This window comes from Sphingobacterium athyrii, from assembly GCF_003071065.1.
Taxonomy (GTDB): Bacteria; Bacteroidota; Bacteroidia; order Sphingobacteriales; family Sphingobacteriaceae; genus Sphingobacterium; species Sphingobacterium athyrii.
This window is the reverse complement of the sequence record NZ_QCXX01000008.1, coordinates 33,235-54,383: the sequence shown is the minus strand read 5'-3', so window position 1 is coordinate 54,383 and position 21,149 is coordinate 33,235. Positions and strand designations below refer to the sequence as shown.

General features: G+C 38.4%; 17 protein-coding genes. 13 read left to right on the top strand and 4 right to left on the bottom strand.

Annotated elements, in window-relative coordinates:
• Positions 1–128 precede the first annotated feature (128 nt).
• Both DCO56_RS23500 and DCO56_RS23495 read right to left on the bottom strand, forming a co-directional pair.
• Positions 129–320, bottom strand: a complete 192-nt coding sequence (locus tag DCO56_RS23500) for a hypothetical protein (RefSeq protein WP_146191123.1) — start codon at positions 318–320, stop codon at positions 129–131.
• A gap of 83 nt (positions 321–403) precedes the next feature.
• Complete coding sequence (locus DCO56_RS23495) at positions 404–2,029, bottom strand: S8 family peptidase (RefSeq protein ID WP_108636162.1); 1,626 nt, start codon at positions 2,027–2,029, stop codon at positions 404–406.
• 302 nt (positions 2,030–2,331) lie between these two features.
• On the opposite strand from DCO56_RS23495, the gene DCO56_RS23490 reads away from it, so the two are divergent.
• Positions 2,332–4,422 (top strand): S9 family peptidase, encoded by a 2,091-nt coding sequence (locus DCO56_RS23490; protein WP_108636161.1) that lies wholly within the window; start codon positions 2,332–2,334, stop codon positions 4,420–4,422.
• Positions 4,423–4,467: 45 nt separating this feature from the next.
• Here DCO56_RS23490 and DCO56_RS23485 read toward each other — a convergent pair whose 3' ends face one another.
• A complete protein-coding gene (locus tag DCO56_RS23485; protein ID WP_108636160.1) occupies positions 4,468–4,731 on the bottom strand; it encodes a hypothetical protein in 264 nt (87 codons plus the stop codon).
• Positions 4,732–5,305: 574 nt separating this feature from the next.
• Here DCO56_RS23485 and DCO56_RS23480 point away from each other — a divergent pair.
• The 4 genes from DCO56_RS23480 (at position 5,306) to DCO56_RS23465 (ending at position 9,329) form a co-directional block, all read left to right on the top strand.
• A complete protein-coding gene (locus DCO56_RS23480; RefSeq protein ID WP_077438076.1) occupies positions 5,306–6,022 on the top strand; it encodes a GNAT family N-acetyltransferase in 717 nt (238 codons plus the stop codon).
• A gap of 184 nt (positions 6,023–6,206) precedes the next feature.
• Positions 6,207–7,391 carry an argininosuccinate synthase gene (gene argG / locus DCO56_RS23475; protein WP_108636159.1) on the top strand — a complete coding sequence of 395 codons (1,185 nt, stop codon included), beginning with the start codon at positions 6,207–6,209 and terminating at the stop codon, positions 7,389–7,391.
• 86 nt (positions 7,392–7,477) lie between these two features.
• Positions 7,478–8,491, top strand: coding sequence for an N-acetyl-gamma-glutamyl-phosphate reductase (argC, locus tag DCO56_RS23470; RefSeq protein WP_108636158.1), 1,014 nt, complete (start codon positions 7,478–7,480; stop codon positions 8,489–8,491).
• A 340-nt stretch (positions 8,492–8,831) separates the two neighbouring features.
• Positions 8,832–9,329: a DUF1648 domain-containing protein gene (locus DCO56_RS23465; RefSeq protein ID WP_108636157.1), complete on the top strand. Its 498-nt coding sequence runs from the start codon at positions 8,832–8,834 to the stop codon at positions 9,327–9,329.
• Positions 9,330–9,535: 206 nt separating this feature from the next.
• Here the strand turns inward: DCO56_RS23465 and DCO56_RS23460 are convergent, their stop codons facing one another.
• Complete coding sequence (locus DCO56_RS23460; protein ID WP_108636156.1) at positions 9,536–10,036, bottom strand: carboxypeptidase-like regulatory domain-containing protein; 501 nt, start codon at positions 10,034–10,036, stop codon at positions 9,536–9,538.
• A 167-nt stretch (positions 10,037–10,203) separates the two neighbouring features.
• Between DCO56_RS23460 and DCO56_RS23455 the strand changes: the two genes are divergently transcribed.
• The 8 genes from DCO56_RS23455 to DCO56_RS23420 all read left to right on the top strand — a co-directional run bounded on the left by DCO56_RS23455 (position 10,204) and on the right by DCO56_RS23420 (position 20,997).
• The gene (locus DCO56_RS23455; protein WP_108636155.1) at positions 10,204–10,539 is read left to right on the top strand and encodes a hypothetical protein; all 336 of its coding nucleotides are present in this window, start codon (positions 10,204–10,206) and stop codon (positions 10,537–10,539) included.
• A gap of 59 nt (positions 10,540–10,598) precedes the next feature.
• Positions 10,599–11,906 (top strand): radical SAM/SPASM domain-containing protein, encoded by a 1,308-nt coding sequence (locus DCO56_RS23450; RefSeq protein ID WP_181390662.1) that lies wholly within the window; start codon positions 10,599–10,601, stop codon positions 11,904–11,906.
• A gap of 83 nt (positions 11,907–11,989) precedes the next feature.
• Positions 11,990–14,347: a TonB-dependent receptor gene (locus DCO56_RS23445; protein ID WP_181390661.1), complete on the top strand. Its 2,358-nt coding sequence runs from the start codon at positions 11,990–11,992 to the stop codon at positions 14,345–14,347.
• Between the two features lie 74 nt (positions 14,348–14,421).
• Complete coding sequence (locus DCO56_RS23440) at positions 14,422–14,619, top strand: hypothetical protein (protein ID WP_108636152.1); 198 nt, start codon at positions 14,422–14,424, stop codon at positions 14,617–14,619.
• 28 nt (positions 14,620–14,647) lie between these two features.
• Positions 14,648–14,854: a hypothetical protein gene (locus tag DCO56_RS23435; RefSeq protein ID WP_108636151.1), complete on the top strand. Its 207-nt coding sequence runs from the start codon at positions 14,648–14,650 to the stop codon at positions 14,852–14,854.
• 41 nt (positions 14,855–14,895) lie between these two features.
• Positions 14,896–17,190 carry a peptidase domain-containing ABC transporter gene (locus tag DCO56_RS23430; protein WP_108636150.1) on the top strand — a complete coding sequence of 765 codons (2,295 nt, stop codon included), beginning with the start codon at positions 14,896–14,898 and terminating at the stop codon, positions 17,188–17,190.
• 11 nt (positions 17,191–17,201) lie between these two features.
• Positions 17,202–17,930 (top strand): biotin/lipoyl attachment domain-containing protein, encoded by a 729-nt coding sequence (locus DCO56_RS23425; protein WP_108636149.1) that lies wholly within the window; start codon positions 17,202–17,204, stop codon positions 17,928–17,930.
• A gap of 19 nt (positions 17,931–17,949) precedes the next feature.
• Positions 17,950–20,997 (top strand): lantibiotic dehydratase, encoded by a 3,048-nt coding sequence (locus DCO56_RS23420; RefSeq protein ID WP_108636148.1) that lies wholly within the window; start codon positions 17,950–17,952, stop codon positions 20,995–20,997.
• The last annotated feature ends 152 nt before the right edge of the window (positions 20,998–21,149 follow it).

The window sequence follows — 21,149 nt, the reverse complement described above, 5'->3', positions numbered from 1 at the left end:
TTGCGATAATAGGCGTGCGCACTAAAGTCTATCGGGTATTTTAGGAATACGGTATGGTACTTATCTGCTTAGATAATAGGAAGGAAAAAAGCTGATATTATTTCTATAAATAAGGCCTAATCTCTGGATTAGGCCTTTCTTTTTTCCATTTGTTTGGAATATTCCATGATATTCGCAATACATTTTTTGCTTGGATTAAGCAACATTTTGGGTAATTGAAGTTTCAATTCATTTTCTATATCCTCGTCAGTCATTACCTTCTCGTTTTGGGTTAGCAAATTTTGAACTTCGTTTTCTGATTGGGTAAAGTTTTCTACCATAAGCATCTTGAGTTTTGTCCCTGTAAGTTAATTAATTAAACGGACAAAAGATGGTTTTGGTATACAAAAAACGAGAATAATATTTATTTTTTCTTTTTACTACTAAATTCTTCAGCTTTAAGAATCGCATTATATGCATTAACGATTCCTCCAGTGACAGAGATATCTGCTAATTTGACCATTCTTGTTGCATCTTCACCTACCTTGACCTGAACCATTCCCACCGGTTTTTCCACAGATTCCAAAATGACCTGTTTGGTTTCCACAGCTGAGAGATTCGGATAGTAGGAGCGTATCATAGCTGCCAGTCCGGCGACTACAGGAGCAGCCATACTTGTTCCTTGTTCTTCTTTATACTGCGAATCTGGAATAGTGGAATTGATCTGCACACCGGGAGCAAATACATCAACTGAATTTTTGCCATAATTGGAAAAATCGGCTAAAAGTGCGTTGTCCGGATATAAGCCCGTTGCGCCCACGGTGATCCAGTTGTTTGCGATACCGGTAGTATCCCCCTTTGCATCGGTGTAGTATTTCATCGGAAAATTTGGTTCCACGTCATTATCCTCACTGTCATTCCCCGCTGCATGTACCAATAAGACATCCTTGGACTCGGCATATTTAACGGCCTCATCCACGGTCTGCTTGTTGTGTGCATAGCTTTTTCCGAAACTCATATTGAGCACTTTTGCGCCATTGTCTACTGCATAACGGATTGCATTTGCGACATCTTTATCGCGTTCATCACCGTCCGGAACCAAACGTACAGCTAAAATTTTGACATTGTCTGCAACGCCATTGATGCCAATGTTGTTGTTGCGACTGGCGCCAATAATACCGGCCACATGGCTGCCATGAAGTGCATCAGGCCCCTTCACATCGGCATTTCCGTAATAACGTTCGGAGGCATCCTCGTAATTGTCGCCAACAATGGGACGGGAATCGTATTCCTTGTTCAAATGGTATTCCACCTGATTGTTGAAATATTTTGCACCCTCCGTAATATCATCAAAAAACTTGACAAAACCGTTGGTTTGAATCTCATCTTTCGCATAACTAAGTGCGATACGTTGATTATTCGATTTTGGGTTGAAATTCTCTAAATCGGTCAAGGTGATTTCTGCTGGTTTTTTACCTATTTCACGAACCACAGCGTCTAAGTTGCGTTTAAGGGCATCATAGGAAAACTGCCCCATTTTGGCTTCTTCTAGCTTGTTCTTGTACTTAACGACCATCTTTTGATAGACCAAAAAAGCTTTCCTGTCGGCTTCATTCAGTTCTGTCGTAGGGGTGACACCCGCAAATTTTTTATCTAAAATCCTTAATTGCCTCGTAAGTTCCAGGTTGTCAAATTGAACATCCTTCCCATCGGCATTGCCAATAAAGTTCCAGCCGTACTTGTCATTGATATAGCCATTACCATCATTATCTTTCCCATTGGTAAGACTGTCCTTTGGGTTGATCCAAACGACATCCTTCAGATCCTCGTGAAAGACATCCACGCCACCGTCCAAAACCCCAACAATGACAGGAGTTGATTTTTTTCCCTTTAATAAAGTTTTATAGGCTTTCTCCGTACTGATTCCCATGACACCATCCGTTTGGTAATCCAGGTTGTACCAATTTGGAGGTACAGATTCACTTTGAGCAAACGAGATTACCGGCAACACGCCCAAGGCAATCAGATATAATGATTTCTTTAAATTCATGCAATTTTCTCCTAGCATTGTAGCAAAGATAGTATTTATGCCTCTGATGAATTGTTAATTTTTATTAAAAGTGACTTTTCGTGCCCTTAACGGGATAGACCGAAAGGATGTGTATTGCGAGATATGAAAAATCATAGGACGGCCTAAAACCAGTCGGCCGTATTTAAAATATCGTTTTGATATGTTTAAATAAATGCGTTAAATTGAGTCCCTTTGGGAGATCGTGCGATTATGAGGAACGAAAATATAATAAGCGGTTTTTTTTAATTAGAAAGACGATATTTAGCGAATTTATAGCGTATATGCAACATAACAATAATGTACAATGGCCGGAAGTTTCAGCGCCGATAGCTGCAACACATCCATATAAAAGACAGATCCATGGTGATACCGTCGTGGATAACTATTACTGGATGATTGACTATTTTAAAAAGGGGCCCAGATCGGAGGCAGTGATCAATTATCTGAACGAAGAAAACGCCTATACCACTGCAATGCTAAAAGATACGGAATCTTTTCAGGAAGACTTATTTCTGGAAATGAAATCCCGGATCAAGGAAAAGGATGAGACCGTACCTTACTTTAAGAACGGTTATTATTATTACAGCAGAACTGAGGAGGGGAATCAATATTTTAAGTTTTGCCGTAAGAAAGGTCGTTTGGATGCCGACGAAGAATTATTATTGGATATTGACAACCTAGCGGAAGGATATGCCTATTATACTGCTAAGGGGTTTTCAATTAGTCCGGACAATCGTTTGCTGGCTTTTAGTGTGGATACAGTTTCCAGAAGGGAATATACCATATACATTAAGAATCTGGAGACAGGTGAGATTTACCCTGATCGGATTGCTAATACGGAAGGTACTGCAATCTGGGGGAATGATAACCAGATACTGTTTTATACAGCGAAGAATCCAGTAACACTACTGAGTGAAAAAATTATGCGGCATTCACTGGGCACGGACGTTTCAGCAGATGTATGTGTTTATGAAGAAAGAGATAATACAAATTACATCGCGGTCGGTAAATCGAAAAATTGTAAATACATTATCATCAGTTCCGAAAGTACCCTATCCTCCGAGATATGGTTGTTGGATGCCGATCTTCCCAATAATGATTTTAAGGTCTTTCAACCACGCCGGAAGGATGTGCTTTATACCATAGTCCCTTTGGAAGATCGTTTTTTGATACTGACCAATGATGACGCTATTAACTTCCGGGTGATGCAATGTCCGTTAAACAAAACGGGGCGCGAACATTGGACTACTTTCTTGGCACATCGTCCAGATGTGCTGGTGAGTGACATTGAAGAGTTTAAGTCTTTTTTGGCAATAGCCGAACGAAAAGATGGATTGACCCAGTTGGCGATCTATAATTTGAGCAGTCTGGAACAGCATTATTTGGATTTTGGAGAGGTGGCCTATACGGTATATCCGGGGATAAATGTCGAATACAATACGGAAAGTCTGCGTTATGGATATACCTCTTTGGTGACGCCAAGTTCCGTCTACGAATATAACATGCGGGATCGGAGCAAAGTATTGCTAAAGCAGCAGGAAGTTCTGGGCGGCTATGACCGGGCAGCTTATAAGACTGAGCGTATCTATGCTCCCGCAAGGGATGGTGTAAAAGTGCCTATTTCTCTCGTTTATAAGGAAGGGACCAAATTAGATGGCACAGCGCCGTTATTACAGTATGCCTATGGTTCCTATGGTGCATCGATGGATCCTAGTTTTTCCAGCAATCGCTTGAGTTTATTGGACCGTGGATTTATTTATGCACTGGCACATATCCGTGGTGGCGAAGAAATGGGACGTCAGTGGTATGAGGATGGGAAAATGATGCGTAAAATGAATACTTTTAATGATTTTGTGGATTGTGGAAGGCATCTTATTGAACAGGGCTACACTTCTCCAAACCACCTTTATGCACAAGGAGGAAGCGCAGGTGGATTATTGATGGGTGTTGTTGCGAATATTGCTGCAGCGCAATATCATGGTATCATAGCTCAAGTCCCTTTTGTGGATGTTGTGAATACCATGTTGGATGAGACAATACCATTAACGACGAATGAATATGATGAATGGGGCAATCCCAATGAGTCGGATGCTTATTTTTATATGAAAAGTTATTCGCCCTATGAGAATATTGAACCGAAAGAATATCCAAATATGTTGGTTACCACTGGACTACATGATAGCCAAGTTCAATATTTTGAGCCCGCCAAATGGGTGGCAAAATTACGTACTGTCAAAACGGGTAAGTCTGTTTTGTTCTTGAAGACAGATATGGATTATGGACATGGTGGCGCTTCGGGAAGATTTGACTATTTGAAGGAGATCGCGCTAGAATATGCTTTTTTGTTTAAACTGGAAGGGATCGACCACTAAACTGATAGAGTATGACAACAATAAAAAAGCAGCATTGCCGCTTTTTTATTGTTGAGCATGATTGATGCTGTCCTGCTGTTTTTGTAAACGTTCTTCACGTTCGATTTCTCTGGAATCGATCTGATGTTGTTGATAGTTGTCCATCGCAACTTTGCTCGCTTTTTGCGACACATAGATGGCAAGTATAGCAACCACAGTAATGATTGCGAGTCCCCAGGCATATTTACGTTTGTCCTGTTTGACAAGCCAATACATAAAGACGATATAAGGTACAGCAAAAATAATATAGAAAATTAAACTCGGTGACATGCTATTTTCCTCTAAATGATGTATACAAAAGTATCGTTTTTGTCCAAAAATAACGAACCCGTGGAAAAAACTCCCCTTATCAATTGATAAAGCCTTAAACCTTTATCGATTTTATTGTCAAATTAATATCGTCTGAAGCTAAGGGGTAGACTGGGGTTGTCAATAATTAATTACTTGAAAATGAAGGGTACAGGCCTATTTTGATGCCTGATTGTAATTTTTTGATTTTTGCAAAAAATCCATGATAATATTGTGGAAAAGAAAAAAATATTTTTATACATTTGCAACGTCAGAAACAAATTGACAGAGAAATAAAATGAAACAGAGCAAAAAGAACGACTATTCTTATACTCAAACTTTTGAGAAGTTTATGAGGAAGGTGTTTTGTGCTTTCATTTTCGTAGAAATACCTGTTTTACGCTTCCGACGACCCATACTACCTCGGGCTTGATTTGAGGTAGTGAATCTTCCAAACAAGGCCATGATTGTCCGATGGTTTTGAATCCATTATTTTAATTTATTCAGTAACAAAACACGACAGTAGTTGTTGTTTTATTATTAGGGTCGTAAGTCAATGACTATATCAGATTTTTTAATTATTCCGGCTAAACCTGAGCATGCACATTATGCAGAGGTTATTTGCAACGAAATGTTCGAGTCTGCAAAGGCTCGTGGTACTGGTATTGCACGTCGTAAACCAGAGTATGTTGCCAACAAAATGAATGAAGGTAAAGCAGTGATTGCTTTACATAGAGACGGTCGATGGGCAGGCTTCTGTTATATTGAAACTTGGGGCCATGGCGATTACGTTGCAAATTCTGGACTTATAGTCAATCCCGAATTTCGAAAGGTAGGTTTGGCAAAAGCCATTAAGAAAAGGGTATTTGATCTGTCTCGTGAAAAATATCCCAAAGCAAAGATATTTGGTTTGACCACAGGTTTTGCCGTCATGAAAATTAATTCAGAACTTGGATACGAACCCGTACCTTATTCAGAATTGACGAACGATGATGAATTTTGGAAAGGCTGTCAGAGTTGTGTGAATTATGAAATTTTAATGAGCAAAGACCGTAAGAATTGTATGTGTACGGCCATGCTCTGGGATCCGGAGGAAAAAGAACGTGAGCTGAAAGAAAAGATCCAGCGTAAACATGAAGCAAAGGAGCGTTTGGAGCGAATCACACAAAAACAATCCTTGTTAAAACGTATTCAGGCAAAGTTCTGGAAATCGGCCAATAAATTCATTGCGGTCAATTTCCCAAAGCATAATAAAGTTGCAAAAGGATTTTAATAACTTTAACAGGAGAAACCGGGTGTCACCCATCTTTCTCCGCAAAAATCATACATAGCATGTCAACTGGCGTAGCAGCCATTGAAAATAAATAATGAACAGCGATGAGACGGTTAGCCTAAGGCTCAAATAGAACCGGATTGGTTGATAATAGTTTCACTGCAATAAAAAACAATTTATCTCAATGAAAAAAGTAGTTTTAGCATTTAGCGGAGGATTAGATACTTCGTTTTGTTGTATTTATCTTACGCAAGATTTAGGTTTGGAGGTTCATTCCGTAGTCGTAAATACAGGTGGTTTTTCGGATGAAGAATTGAAGACGATTGAAGCGCGTGCATATGCATTAGGCGTAAAATCACATACGGCGATTGACGAAACAGCAGACTATTACCGCGAAACTATTAAATACTTGATCTTTGGTAATGTGCTGAAAAATGCGACTTACCCGCTGTCAGTGTCCGCTGAACGCGTATGTCAGGCGACTGCCATTGCAAACTATGCAAAGAAAATCGGTGCTGAATGTGTTGCACATGGCTCTACAGGGGCCGGAAATGATCAGGTACGTTTTGACATGATTTTCCAGACCTTGATCCCAGGGGTTGAAATTATCACACCTATCCGTGATCTGCAGTTATCCCGCGAAGCGGAAATAGAATACTTGAATAAACATGGTGTTGAATATTCTGCCGAAAAAGCTAAATATTCGATCAATAAAGGCCTTTGGGGTACGTCTGTAGGTGGGGCGGAAACATTGACATCCAACCAATATCTACCCGAATCAGCTTGGCCCACGCCAGTGACATCTTCAGAACCCCAACAAATCACAATAGATTTTGAAAAGGGCGAGCCAGTTGCTTTAAATGGTGAGAACATGTCATCTGTTAAAGTCATTCAGGAATTGCAGGCGATTGCTCAACCTTATGGCATCGGTCGCGATATTCACGTAGGTGATACAATTATCGGTATCAAAGGTCGTGTAGGCTTTGAAGCAGCCGCTTCAGTCATTTTGATTAAGGCACATCACACTCTGGAAAAACATACTTTGACCAAATGGCAATTATCCTGGAAAGATCAAATCGCTGCTTTCTACGGAAATTATATGCACGAAGGACAAATGCACGATCCTGTCATGCGCGATATTGAAGCATTCTTACAGTCTTCACAGGACACTGTAACGGGCCGTGTGATCGTTGAATTGCACCCTTATCGTTTTGTTGTGATTGGTATTGAGTCGGAGCATGATTTAATGTCCAATAAATTCGGTAGTTACGGGGAGATGAATAAAGGTTATACTGGTGATGATGTGAAAGGCTTCTCCAAAATTTTTGGAAATCAAACTATAATCTGGCATAAAGTAAACAATAAGTAAAAAGTCAAAATTAAAAAAGGGAGATAGTTGGTAAGTCTTTGACCTGAACCGCCAAAGGCTCATATCTCACATCTAAATACTAAAAAATGATAAAAGTAGGAATCGTTGGTTCAGCAGGGTATACAGGTGGCGAATTATTGCGCGTTTTGATCTACCATCCTGAGGTGGAGATTATATTCGCCAATAGTGCTTCCAACGCTGGAAACAAATTATATGAAGTACACAATGATTTATTTGGAGATACTGAGCTGACTTTCTCTTCTGATTTTCATTCCGATATTGATGTATTGTTCTTATGTGTTGGGCATGGCGATGCACGCAAATTTTTGGATACGAATCCAGTTGCGGCATCTGTAAAGATTATTGATCTTTCGCAAGATTATCGCCTTCGCGCAAATACCGCTTATCAAGGACAGCAATTTGTTTATGGACTTCCGGAGCTAAACAAGGAAGCGATCAAATCTGCGCAGTATATTGCTAATCCGGGTTGCTTTGCAACAAACATTCAATTGGCATTATTGCCGTTGGCAAGTAAGGGCTTGTTGCCAGATCAGATTCACGTTAATGCGACAACGGGGTCTACCGGTGCCGGACAGAAGCCTGGGGCGACCACACATTTCTCTTGGCGTAACAACAATCTTTCTGCATACAAGTCTTTCGAGCATCAACACCTACAGGAAATTTCGGAGTCATTGGATCAATTGCAAAATGGATTTTTGCCAGCGTCTGATGATTCATTATTAGCACGTGCGGCAGAAAGAATAAATTTCGTACCACAGCGTGGTGACTTTACTCGGGGAATTTTCTCAGCGATTTATGTTGATTCCGATTTGACGGAGGAGCAAGCTTACGAATTGTACGAAGGCTATTATGCCACACATCCATTTACGCACGTTAGCCGGAGCAATATTGACCTCAAACAAGTGGTAAATACCAATAAAAGTATTATCCACTTGGAGAAACATGGGAATAAGTTGCTAATCTTAAATGCGACTGATAATTTGTTGAAAGGAGCATCTGGTCAAGCCATACAGAATATGAACCTCATGTTCGGATTGAATGAGCGTATGGGATTAAATTTGAAAAGTGTTGGTTTTTAATTGTTTAGAGCTTATTCAACAGCTGAATTAACAGACTGTGAATAATCGAAATAGCAAAATCCTGATAAAATACAGTTATCAACATAGTTATTAACGCTGTGTGGAAGAGTGAAGCGGGCAACCGCTTCACTTTTTTTATGCCCGACGCCGATTTTTATAAAGCTAATGCGGGCGCAATAGTTAACAAGGTATTAGTTCGATATCACTGCGATATCGGATAAGTTAGCACCCAGCTTGTTCCATTGTATTGTTATCGTATGTTTCTTAACTTAGTAAGTATAAAATCGAGTTGAATTCGATCTTATTAAACCAAATCAATGTAGGCGTAATCAACTTCAAAATGGAAAAAAGACCACGCATAAAACTCATACCGACACTAGGGGATAAAATATTGGAATTAATGGGTTGCTTGTCCTTATTTGCATTATGGTATCTGATGGCTGTCAACTATGATAAGCTACCAGAGACTATTCCCGTTCATTATAATACATCCGGAAAAGCGGATAATTTTGGTGGAAAAGAAACTATTTTAGCTTTGCCGGTTATCGCCACAATACTATTTGTTGGCATGACCATCGTGAATAGATTTCCACATCTTTTCAACTATCCGGTTAAGATAACGAAAGAAAATGCGTTTCGGCAATATGCCAATGCAAGTCGTATGATGCGGTATCTGAAATTTATTAGTGTTGTTATTTTGGGTGTAATCAGCTTCAAGACCATTCCAAATGCAGCCGGGACTTCAGATGAGCTGGGCGAATGGTTTTTTCCGTTGACAATGGGATTTATTTTTATTCCGGTGATCTATTACGTTTTAAAGGCGTTCAGAGAAGTTTAGTATTTCATTGCTATCAGATTTTATGTATTACATTCACTCCATAAAAAATACAAAATCAATCGAGGATCGAATAGCATATCCGTTTAATATTGCTTCAATATTAAACTTGAATGAATTACGGTTTAGGTCCCCAGTGACCTTTATTATTGGGGAGAATGGTTCGGGTAAGCCCACCTTGGTGGAGGACCCGAGTACCGTAAACACCGTTAACAGAGATTTGCCCATTCTGGACAAATACCCCCGGCAAGGTGGAAAACAGGGCTATGGAAGAACGTCCTGCAACGGCCGAATTCTGCTCGACATTGACCACTATAGTCGATCTTGCGGGTAATTTTATTTTTTCGTGCCTGAACGACAACCTCAGTCAATACATGTGGATCGGGACTTAGCACAAGATCCTGTATCCTCGTACTTTGTTTTGCTGCTATAGCGATATTTTTTTTGACATAACCGAGCATACTGACCTCAATATAGGCACTATCAGCGGCAGCTACTGAGAATTGATAGATGCCTTTTTCATCGGTGGTACCGCTATTGCTGACGCTCCCTTGTGTAGAGTTGCGAATGAGTACGGTGGCATAGGGTAGAGGCTGGCCTTGCTGATTGATGACCCGGCCTGATAGGTTTGTCTTTTCTTGGGCGTGAAGGCCAATAGGCAAGAGTAGTAGAAAGCTTAAATAGTTTAGATTGCTTAGGAAGTGCTTCATCGTTTGTATAATTTGAGGCTTGGGCTTAGTAAGTATTTTGTAAAAATTGTATTCGGCAAATATATAAATATATTATTATCCTGATTACATAAATTATCTTTTGATATAAGATAGCTGACCGATTGATCAGAATATTTTAAATAAGACTTCTATTCGAAATTAACAGTATGTTCATCGAAAATAATAGACTGTTTGTCGAATCGATTTTTAATGGAGAGTTTTATAAAACATCTTTGTTCAAGCAATACGGAATTGCAAGGGGAAATCTGAAGCCTCAACCAAGTAAGAACTATCAATTAAAATTAAACGTGATGTCACAAGAAAAGAAATTGACCAATGAAGAATTGAAAGAAAACATTAAAAAAACAGTTCTTGAACAATTAGATGAGCAATTGACTGAAGAAAAATTGTCAAGCATTGATCAGGAGAAACTTGAAGGTGGGTTTGCATCTCTATCCGGTGCGGATAAAGGCGACCAAACTACAAATATTGTTTGTTGGTAATAATATTTTAAAAAGAAGAGTATTTAGTTAGAATGCTCTTCTTTTTAACGAAAGATCATATGAAGTTTAGCCGATTTAATACAACAGTAGCTTATACCGATAAATTTGTCTTGTATAATGCTTTGCAGAATCAGTTTTTGTATATCAATCCACTTATAAAAGAATTGATAGACGCGAGTCGCGATCATGATGAGTTTGCAGGTTTAGAAAAATTACACCCGTCCCTGTTTGAAGCCTTACATAAAAAAGGATTTATAGTAGAGGATGATTATGATGAGTTTCGGGAAGTCGTCGCTATACGTGAACAAGTAGATCTTAAAAATGAGACATTTTTTCATTTAACTATTAACCCAACCATGAATTGCAATTTTAGTTGTTGGTATTGTTATGAGTCCCATGAGAAAAAGTCTAAGATGGAATCTGAAACAATTGAAAAGATCAAAGTTCTTATTGAAAATAAGATAAATGCTACATCTAAAATAGAGAGATTTCATATAGCTTGGTTTGGTGGTGAGCCATTCTTATACTTTGACCGGGTTATTATGCCGATCATTCAGTTCGCCAGCGAACATTGTTCAAAGTTTGGGGTAAAGTTTGATAATGGTTTTACTACAAATGGTTTTTTAATAAACCGTGCAAATGTAAATGCACTTAAACCTTTTGATATTACTAACTTTCAGATTACATTGGATGGAGGAAGAGAGGAGCACAATTCGGTACGTTTCGTTAATGACAAGCGCGGATCTTATGATGAAATTGTCTCCAATATAAAACTATTATGTGCACACCAGCGTAAAACAACATTGCGAATCAATTATACCAAGAAAAACTTACCTAGTGTAGCCAATATAGCCCAAGATTTTCTCGATATGCCTATAAAGGATAGAGATTATCTATCGATAACCTTTCACAAAGTCTGGCAAGAAGAGAACACTGAAATTCTTAAAGATACTGTTTCATCCTTAATAAAGTATTTTAGAGGCAAGGGACTAAATGCTTTGATAGGTGGACTGCCAGACAATTTGAGAAATTCTTGCTACGCAGATAAGAATAACCATGCGGTTATTAATTACAACGGCGAACTTTTTAAATGTACAGCCAGAGATTTTAAATCCGGTAATAGCGAAGGTTTTATAGATGAAAATGGAAGCTTAATCTGGAATGAAACATACTATAAAAGGCTCGATGCTAAATTTAAAAATAAACCTTGCTTATCGTGTTCGATATTACCAATATGTAATGGCGGTTGCTCTCAGGTCGCTTTGGAAAATATGGATAAGGATTATTGTGTCTATAATTTTGATGAAAATTCAAAAAAAAGAGTGGTCTTAGAGAAATTTTTAAAGCTGACAAATACCTATCTCTAAAAGTCGATTAAGAAAGGATTGTAATTGAGGGTGTGCCTTATTATAATTGAGTATACGAATTTAACAGAATAACAATGAAATTTATGAATAAGTTAATACTTTTTTCAACGATCTTTCTGTCAACCTCGGTGATGGCACAACAAAAAATCACCATGAATGGACATGTTGCAGACGATAAAAATACCGCACTTGCATACGCATCCTATAGTGTAGAAAATGAAGAACAGCACACTATACTAAAGGGTGGAATTACAGATGCTTTGGGAAACTTTAAAGTTTCGGCGATAAATTCGGGTAAATATGTACTTAAAATCTCGATGATCGGTTATCAGGAGAAAATATATCACCTGACAGTTGACAGAGATAGTACTCTACAGATTACACTTACGCCAACAAGTAATCAGCTCGAAACCGTAACAATAACCGCCAATCGCCGGCAACCTATTGTCCAAAAATCAGATCGGGTGGTGATGAATGTGGCTAACTCAGTGCTGGCGGCCGGCAATAATGTATACGATCTTTTAAAAATGGCACCTGCGGTAGCAGTCAGCAATGAGGGTATTGAGGTACAGGGGAAAAGCGGTGTTCTGATTATTCTGAATGGCAAAAAGTTACCCAATGCTTCCATCAAAGACCTATTGGAATCTATTCCAGCAGATCAGATAGACCGCATCGAAGTCATTACAAATCCTTCGGTAAAATATGATGCCGAAGCAAATAGTGTGATCGAGATCTATACCAAAAATACGACGAGTACAGATTCTTGGGGAGGAAATATCACATTGAATGCCGCTCAAGGGAAGAAGTTTCACTCCGGTGGTAACCTCGGTTTATATTACAATAAAAATAAGTTCTCCCTTAACCTATCTGGTGGCTATTCCAATAATGGTCACTTGGAAGTTGGCGGATTTAATCGCTATGTATATAAGGGCAAGGATGAAATTGGTCAAGTTAAATCGGATAAAGATCTGGGTGGAAAAGTCAAACCACTGAATCTTTCTGCACAATTGGGATACCAATTGAATGACAGGCAAAACATTGATTTCGATTTTAGTTTAATGAATTTCGATATTGATATAGATGGAACAATGGATACGCGATTGAAAGAGTATCAGCCTGAAAGTGAAACTTTCACTCCGATAAATTCTAAAATAGATATTACAACCAAATTCAATAGTTACAATTTGTTGTACAATTTTAAATTGGATGACCTGGGTTCTACCTTTGATCTATCGGGAAATTATACCGCTTATCAGAATAGCCAAAGCCAAAACTTTTTACCCCAGACAGATCCAGAAGGCAAGATCCTCAATGATATTAAGGCCAATTATGATATTTGGACCGGAATGGCCAACTATAGGAAGGCGTTCAGTAAAACACAATCACTGGAATTAGGTCTAAAATATACCAATACAAAAAACAATAGCCACGAAAACAATAGAAGTGGAACCAATATGGAGGAGGAAAACACGGTATTGGGCTATAAGGAGAATATTTTGGCCTTATATGCAAATTATAATACTGAACTAACGGATTTTCTAAAACTACAAGTGGGTTTACGTGGAGAAAATACTTCTTATCAGGTGAAAGAAGGACAGGATTCTTCCTACTGGAACTTGTTTCCAAAGGTACGATTGGATTTTACCGTATCACCGCAATATAGTACAGCATTATACTATTCCGCAAGCATTAGCCGTCCAAACTATGATCTATTAGTTCCATATACTCGATATTTTGACACTTACAGTGCCCAAGCAGGAAATCCTCATTTAAAACCCGAATATTCGAATTTGATAGGTTGGTCACATCGCTTTAAAAACTATAGCTTGTCTTTGGAATACGAACATATTAAGGATGCTATTTCATCACAGATCACTTACGACGAGGATAAATTATTTTATACCAATATGGTGACGAACTTTTCTAAAAGGGAATTATTGGGACTTAACCTATCCGTACCATTTAAAATCGGGAAATTCTGGCAATCCTATAATACAATTGGTGTCTATCGTCAACTTAACAATATTCAGGATCCGTTTACACAACAGACTGTGCGTAGGAAAAATACTTATCCCAACCTGAAGACCAACAATATCTTTAGCTTAGGTAAGGACTGGGATATGGATTTAAGTGCTTTCTATCGTGGGGATATCATATCCGGCGTGAATTGGGTAGACGAATTATCCAATGTTTCCTTAGGGATTCGTAAACAGTTCCTTGCCAAAAAAGGCTTCGTGAAAGTGGATGTATCCGATATCTTCTTAGGGCAGGTACAACGCTGGGGGAGTGATTTTGTCCCGGTACGATTCACAGGCAGCAGTCGCAATGATACGCGTCGGGTTCGTCTGACCATCGGGTATAAATTTGGTAAAACAATGAATAGTGATCGAAAGAGTACGACCGATACCAATAGCGAAGAAAGAGGTCGATTGGGACTATAGCCTGACTTCCATTGAAAGAAATATAGAAATAGCGTCGAAGGTTACTAGTATTACTTTATCAATAAAATTAAGTTATGAATTTATTCAAAGGAGTTTTTACAAAAAAGCAACGAAGCAAACTAAAAGAATGTGAAGAGCTTGCTTTGGAGAATGCTAAGGCAGAAGTTCTTTATGGAGGTTATCGGGAGCCAAAGGCACCGATACATACGCCCGGACCAGCGATATCTGGGAAAACAAATCTGACGGATCTCTTTAACGATTCGTCTCTTTAATAAATCAACTTTATAAAATCAAATTAATATGGCACGTAAAGAGCATAATAAGAAAAAATCAACTTTAAACCTTGAACAATTAAGGAACTTAGGTATCACGAATGATCCTCATGCTGATAAAACTATTGAAGAAATAGATGGCAGTGAGCTCCATGGTGGCAGGTATAAAGAAGGCGATGACAAAGATTCTGGCAGCGTATGTCAGAATTGGCCGACAATGGGCAGTATAAAATAGAAAAATATTAACGTTAAAATTGGATATTTCATTATACTAAGATGGGACTCTTCGGAAAGAAATTTAAATTTTATAAACAATTGGATTACATGGACTGTGGTCCGACCTGTCTACGCATGGTTTCTGCTTATCATGGTAAAGAGTATGATTTAGATTACCTTAGAGCAAATTCCTACATCACAAAGAATGGGGTAAGTATGCTAGGATTAAGTGAAGCTGCTGAGAAGATCGGCTTTAAAACCATCGTAGCCAAGTTAACTTACGAACAACTCACGGAGCAAGTCCCTCTTCCTTGTGTTTTACATTGGAATCAAGAGCATTTCGTTGTCCTTTACGATATTGAAAAGAAAAATGCATTTCGGTCTGTAGAGAAAGTTGTCTTAGGTGATCCTGGACATAACTTGGTTCGTTTAGAAAAGAAGATCTTTGAACAATGTTGGATAAGCTCTGACAATAAAGGAATAGCGCTTCTGCTTGAGCCAACAGCGTCTTTTTATGAAGATAGAGAAAATAACGGTGTTAAGAAAACGGGTTTCAATTTCTTACTTTCTTACCTTAAACCTTATAAACGTTACTTCATACAATTGATTATGGGCATGTTGTTGGCTAGTCTCATCAGCATGTGTTTCCCATTTTTAACACAGAGTTTGGTCGACTTCGGGGTGACACGCAAAAATGTGAATTTTATCCATTTAGTATTGTTTTCGCAACTTCTTTTATTTACAGGAGGAATTGCTGTGGATTTAATACGGAATTGGGTATTGCTACATGTCAGTACACGAATAAGCATCAGTATAATCTCCAATTTTCTGATCAAGTTGATGAAGTTGCCGATTAACTTTTTCGAATCTAAAAATGTTGGCGATATTACACAAAGAATTAACGATCATCATCGTATAGAAACATTCTTGACCGGATCAACATTGAGTACACTTTTTTCTGTGATTAATTTGATTGTCTTTTCAATTATTCTTGCGATGTATAATACACAGCTTCTCTTCATATTCGCTATCGGGAGTGTGTTGTCCATCTTATGGATTGTGATTTTTTTAAAAAGGCGAAGGGATATTGATTATAGCCGTTTTCAACGTTCTCGGGAAAATCAAAACAGTCTTTATGAAATAATCACTGGAATGCAGGAGATTAAATTGTACAATAGTCAAAAGGCTCGACGTTGGGAATGGGAACGTGTACAAGCTAAACTTTTCAGGGTAAATATTAAGAGCTTGGCCCTTGAACAATATCAGGAAATAGGTGCGACATTTTTTACACAGCTTAAAAACATTGTCATTAGTTATACCGCTGCAATGCTTGTAATCAATCAGGAGATTACATTAGGTGTCATGCTGAGCATATCCTATATCGTAGGCCAAATGAATAGCCCTTTAAATCAAATTATACAATTTATTAAAGGCATACAGGATGCAAAAATAAGTTTAGACCGATTAGGAGAAATCCATGATAGACCAGAGGAAGAAAATAGTGAAGATTTGATTGGTTTCAATGACAATGCCTTTCCGAGGCAACCAGTAGATGGTTCCGATTCGTTGTATATCAATCATACGCAATTCCTAAAAAATATTCGCACGAATGAAGGCGGGATCACATTATCCAATCTGTCATTTCGATATGGCTCTCCCAAAAGCCCATTGGTACTGAAAAACTTGAATGTGCATATACCGAAAGGAAAGGTTACAGCTATTGTCGGTGCAAGTGGTAGTGGGAAAACGACCTTAATGAAGTTGTTATTAAAGTTCTATCCCACAGCTGAGGGTGAAATTTTGGTAGATGGTATTAATCTGAATGATCTTTCAGCACAATTATGGCGGAATAGCTGTGGAACAGTCATGCAGGAAGGATTTGTATTTTCAGATTCTATAGCAAGAAATATTGCTGTCGATGGTGAACGGATTAAAGAGGATAAACTTTGGGATGCTGTTAGGTTAGCGAATCTCCACGATGATATCGCCCGATTGCCATTGGGGTATAGCACGCGAATCGGAAATGCCGGATCAGGTTTGAGCGGCGGACAAAAACAACGTATGTTTATCGCGCGAGCAATCTATAAAGATCCTAAATACCTCTTTTTTGATGAGGCAACGAGTGCGCTCGACGCCAATAACGAAAAAGTGATTATGGAAAATTTGGACGAATTTTATAAAGGGAGAACTGTGATCGTCATTGCTCATCGATTGAGCACCGTAAAAAATGCAGATCAGATTATCGTGATGAACAAGGGCGAAATTGTGGAACAAGGCAATCACGAAATGCTGGTCAAGAAGAAGGGGTATTATTATGAATTGGTGAAAAACCAATTAGAATTAGGAGCTGCTTAAATCCATATATTATGCCAAATGTAAATAGATCGCTAGACACAGTAAGCAATGAGATGGAGGAAATCGTAGGAAGAATTCCTCCTTGGATTATCCGTTGGGGTATTACTGTGTTATTTATCGTTGCCATTATCGGTGCATTTATCTCTTCGCATATTCGATTTCCAGATAGTATACAAGGATCCGTGGTGGTGCAAGCGAGACAACAACCGGGAAAGGTGACGATCCAACGTAATCACGCCGACCAAGAGTATCAATTCTATGTCAAAGATGGACAAATGGTCAAGCCAGGGGATACTTTGCTTGTGAGCTACAATAAAAGCCAAGGGACTAGCGAAGCGACAACGACACCGATGACAGGTAAAATTTACCTGGTAAATGGTCGAAATTCCGAAAATTTGCTTGAGCAAACTATTTGGGTGATACCCAATTCACAGGAAGTAGATGTCAAAATAAAATATTCCAATAAGGGAGCCGGAAATGTGAAAAAGGGGCAATCTGTTCGCATTGCACTCGATGATTATCCGGACTATGAATACGGGTTTTTAGAAGGCCAAATTGGGTCTATTCTGCCGATTCAAACAGAAAACGCACATGAGGCTACTGTAACTTTGACATTGAAAAAATTACTGACATCTCAAGGCAAGGAATTGCCAATATTGCCACTGATGGAAGGTAATGGAGAGATCCTTTTAAATGATCGAAGCATTTTTCAGCGGATATTCAGCAGTATCTTACGATAGATAACTTAATTTCAAAGTTTTGTATAAAAATTTAGGAAAAGCGGTTGTTAGGAAACCGTTATTTGAATATAGTACACTATTTTCACCGGGTGGAGAGAGTAGAGCATTAAATGAACTTGTCACTGAAAAACTGGAAGATCCATGTTTTTTAGAAGGCATTTATTGGACATCAAGAGACCTTTATAATCAAATTTATCGTTTTAAGAATGGTGGGTTAATTAAAGAAAAAAAAGAACGGTTATTTGCTACGTTGCAAAAGTATATTATCCGTGCGGCGACCCGCTGCACTCCTTATGGGGTGTTTGCGGGATGCTCTTTAGTGGATATCGGAGATCAACAGTCCAATATCAAACAACAGCTTGTTAAGCGTGCGCGTATTGACATGGGGGTGCTTTATCAGCTTGTCCAAACTATTGCTCTGCATGATTGCTTTGTTGAACGATTTTCATATCAAATAAATAATTCTATATACAAATTAGCACAGACCTATCGCTATATAGAGACACTGTGGATAGAAGGAAAAATTGAATATCAGACTGCATCAATAGATCGGTCTGATCTGTTGGATGAAATTTTCGATAAATTAAAAAAAGATGTAAGACTTCAAGCATATGATATCTATAAGATCATTGGCGATGATGTAACATGCGATGATAAAAAGGATTTTTTTTTAAATCTGATTGAATCGCAATTTGTCACCAGTGAGCTGTCGACTGTCTTAACAAGTACTGCCCCTCTAGAAACCATAACGAATATACTTAGTTCTACTGAACCGAATATCTCGGAGAAGGCGTCTACATATCTTCATGTTATTCATAAGATTGCTCAGGTGCTAAATTCGATTAACCAATCGAAACTAGGGGAATTTCCATGTCAACAGATCGAAGAGTGTCTAGATGAACTACAAGGAATTGGAATTGAAGTTAAACAGGGACAGTTATTTCACATCGATCTTTGGAATCCTATAGCAGAAGCCGATTATGTTCCGAATGCCTACCTCAAAGATATTCAACAGGCTTCCGCTATTTTAGCAAGAACAACGGCCAATAGCTCCCTACATGAAACTCAATTAAGGAATTTCAAACAGCTTTTTGTAGAAAAATATGGCGATCGTGAAATACCTTTGACCGAAGCATTGGATCAAGAACAGGGCATTGGCTTTCCTGCGCAAAGTAAATTGGGAAATATATCCCATAATGAAATAGCCGAGTGCATTCCGGGAGTCTCAAAGAACCGATTACTGTCGACGGAAAGGAGAATGGAACCGTTCGAATTGTGGTTGAAAAAAAAAGTTTTTAAAGCACAAGAAGAACCAACACTTGAAATAGAGATTAACAAATATGATGTAGCCCAGTTTGCAGACCAATCAGAAAAATTGGCTTCCGAACTTTCAGTGATGGGAACTATTTTGCCTTCTGGAAAGCTACTTTTAGAGAATTTTGGAGGGTCTAATGGATTTGCATTATTGGGGCGTTTTTCTTATATGAATGATGATTTAGAGAAATGGTGCAAATCAGAGATATCCAAACCGCAAACAAGTGCAGATATTATCTATGCTGGAATTGTTCACCTACCTGAAGGGCGAACGGCTAATATCGCCCGGCCAACGGGACTATTGGCTTATCAGATTCCCTATCTAGCCTATGTGGAACAGGATGATACGACAGTACCGATAAGCACTATTTTACTTTCTATTCAGAATGAAGAGCTTATACTTCGCTGTAAAGAAAGTGGAAGAAGAATCATTCCGATCTTGACAAATGCACATAATTATTTGCGTAGCGATCTTCCCATCTATCGATTTTTGGCAGCTATACAACATCAGGGACGTCCGGGACTCGGTATACAATTGGGTGATTGGACGAATTGGTATCGCTTTATCCCTCGTATTAGAACTGGAAATGTCATCCTACAAAGAGCAAAATGGAATATTATGGAGGATGATATCAATGCAATTACGAATTCGGAGTTACCTCTTGTAACGTTAAAAAAACTGCTGAAAAAATGGCGTGTTTCCTCTCGAGTTAGTATACAGAATGGTGATAATGAACTCTTCATTGATACAAAGAGGAAGGATTATCTTATGCTGTTGATACAAGAAATGAGAGGAAGAAAAAGATTAACTTTAGTGGAAAGCCTGCTCAATAATGATCATCCAACGGATCAAAAGGCTTATATTAGACAATTTATACTGCCCTTGAGAAGAACTGACAGCAAAATTGAATATATTCCATCTATACCTCGATCTGACATCCAACATTCATTTGTGCCCGGTAGTGAATGGGTATATTATAAAATATATTGCGGTGCTTCTATTTCAGATGATCTATTATTACACGTGGTAAAACCTGTAATAGAGCTATTGAGAAAAGAAAAGCTGATCGATATAGCTTTTTTTATCCGCTATACTGACCCTCATTATCATATACGTTTTCGACTTCATTTTGTAAAAAATGATACGGTTACGAACATGTCGAAAGTCATGGAATTAATAGATGAGTTTGCAAAAAAATATATAGAAGACGGGAGAATATGGAAATTGCAATTGGATACCTATCAGCGAGAAATAGAACGTTATGGGGTATCGCATATAGAAAATACTGAGCAAGCTTTTTCGGCTGACTCTGGCGCTTTTCTAGGTGCATTGGAAGATCAACAATTCTGTGAGGACGATCAGTATCGTTTTGCCATGGGCTTGCATAATATAGACAATTGGTTATCTTTGTTTCGTATGTCTTTAGAGGCAAAGGCTGCCTTTTGCATGGAGATGGCGAATGCTTTTGCACTTGAACATGATAAGGGGAGCGCCTATCAGGTGGATCAACTTTATCGGAGTTTGATGGGCAAGAATGTAATGATGTTAAATCGGTCAACCCAACCGATCTTACCGTTAGATCAACGATTAGAAAAATTAGGTACGCTTAATCTTTCGAAAGAAAATCTGGCCAGTTATATTCATATGAGTATCAATCGATGGTATAAATCTGATCAAAGACTAATGGAGTACATAAGCTACCGCTTTCTGGAAAAGGAATATAAAAAAGCTTTATCCCAAAGAATAAAATGAGATTTTGGAAAATCGATATTGATTTTAGAAATAGAAGAAGCGTAATTGGAGTGCATATCCTTTTGTGGTTTATTCTCTATTGTGTAATGTGTTCTCTTAATCATGCAGCACTATATGAAGTTAATATCGTGCATCCGATCAATTTAATAGGT

What these genes read in the sequence shown, in the direction of transcription:
- DCO56_RS23425 (WP_108636149.1), top strand. Translation starts at nt 17,202, where the DNA reads ATGCCAAATGTAAATAGATCGCTAGACACAGTAAGCAATGAGATGGAG.
- DCO56_RS23455 (WP_108636155.1), top strand. Translation starts at nt 10,204, where the DNA reads ATGTTCATCGAAAATAATAGACTGTTTGTCGAATCGATTTTTAATGGA.
- DCO56_RS23440 (WP_108636152.1), top strand. Translation starts at nt 14,422, where the DNA reads ATGAATTTATTCAAAGGAGTTTTTACAAAAAAGCAACGAAGCAAACTA.
- DCO56_RS23485 (WP_108636160.1), bottom strand. Translation starts at nt 4,731, where the DNA reads ATGTCACCGAGTTTAATTTTCTATATTATTTTTGCTGTACCTTATATC.
- DCO56_RS23450 (WP_181390662.1), top strand. Translation starts at nt 10,599, where the DNA reads ATGAAGTTTAGCCGATTTAATACAACAGTAGCTTATACCGATAAATTT.
- argG (WP_108636159.1), top strand. Translation starts at nt 6,207, where the DNA reads ATGAAAAAAGTAGTTTTAGCATTTAGCGGAGGATTAGATACTTCGTTT.
- DCO56_RS23465 (WP_108636157.1), top strand. Translation starts at nt 8,832, where the DNA reads ATGGAAAAAAGACCACGCATAAAACTCATACCGACACTAGGGGATAAA.
- DCO56_RS23460 (WP_108636156.1), bottom strand. Translation starts at nt 10,036, where the DNA reads ATGAAGCACTTCCTAAGCAATCTAAACTATTTAAGCTTTCTACTACTC.
- argC (WP_108636158.1), top strand. Translation starts at nt 7,478, where the DNA reads ATGATAAAAGTAGGAATCGTTGGTTCAGCAGGGTATACAGGTGGCGAA.
- DCO56_RS23490 (WP_108636161.1), top strand. Translation starts at nt 2,332, where the DNA reads ATGCAACATAACAATAATGTACAATGGCCGGAAGTTTCAGCGCCGATA.
- DCO56_RS23445 (WP_181390661.1), top strand. Translation starts at nt 11,990, where the DNA reads ATGAATAAGTTAATACTTTTTTCAACGATCTTTCTGTCAACCTCGGTG.
- DCO56_RS23435 (WP_108636151.1), top strand. Translation starts at nt 14,648, where the DNA reads ATGGCACGTAAAGAGCATAATAAGAAAAAATCAACTTTAAACCTTGAA.
- DCO56_RS23480 (WP_077438076.1), top strand. Translation starts at nt 5,306, where the DNA reads ATGACTATATCAGATTTTTTAATTATTCCGGCTAAACCTGAGCATGCA.
- DCO56_RS23430 (WP_108636150.1), top strand. Translation starts at nt 14,896, where the DNA reads ATGGGACTCTTCGGAAAGAAATTTAAATTTTATAAACAATTGGATTAC.
- DCO56_RS23495 (WP_108636162.1), bottom strand. Translation starts at nt 2,029, where the DNA reads ATGAATTTAAAGAAATCATTATATCTGATTGCCTTGGGCGTGTTGCCG.
- DCO56_RS23500 (WP_146191123.1), bottom strand. Translation starts at nt 320, where the DNA reads ATGGTAGAAAACTTTACCCAATCAGAAAACGAAGTTCAAAATTTGCTA.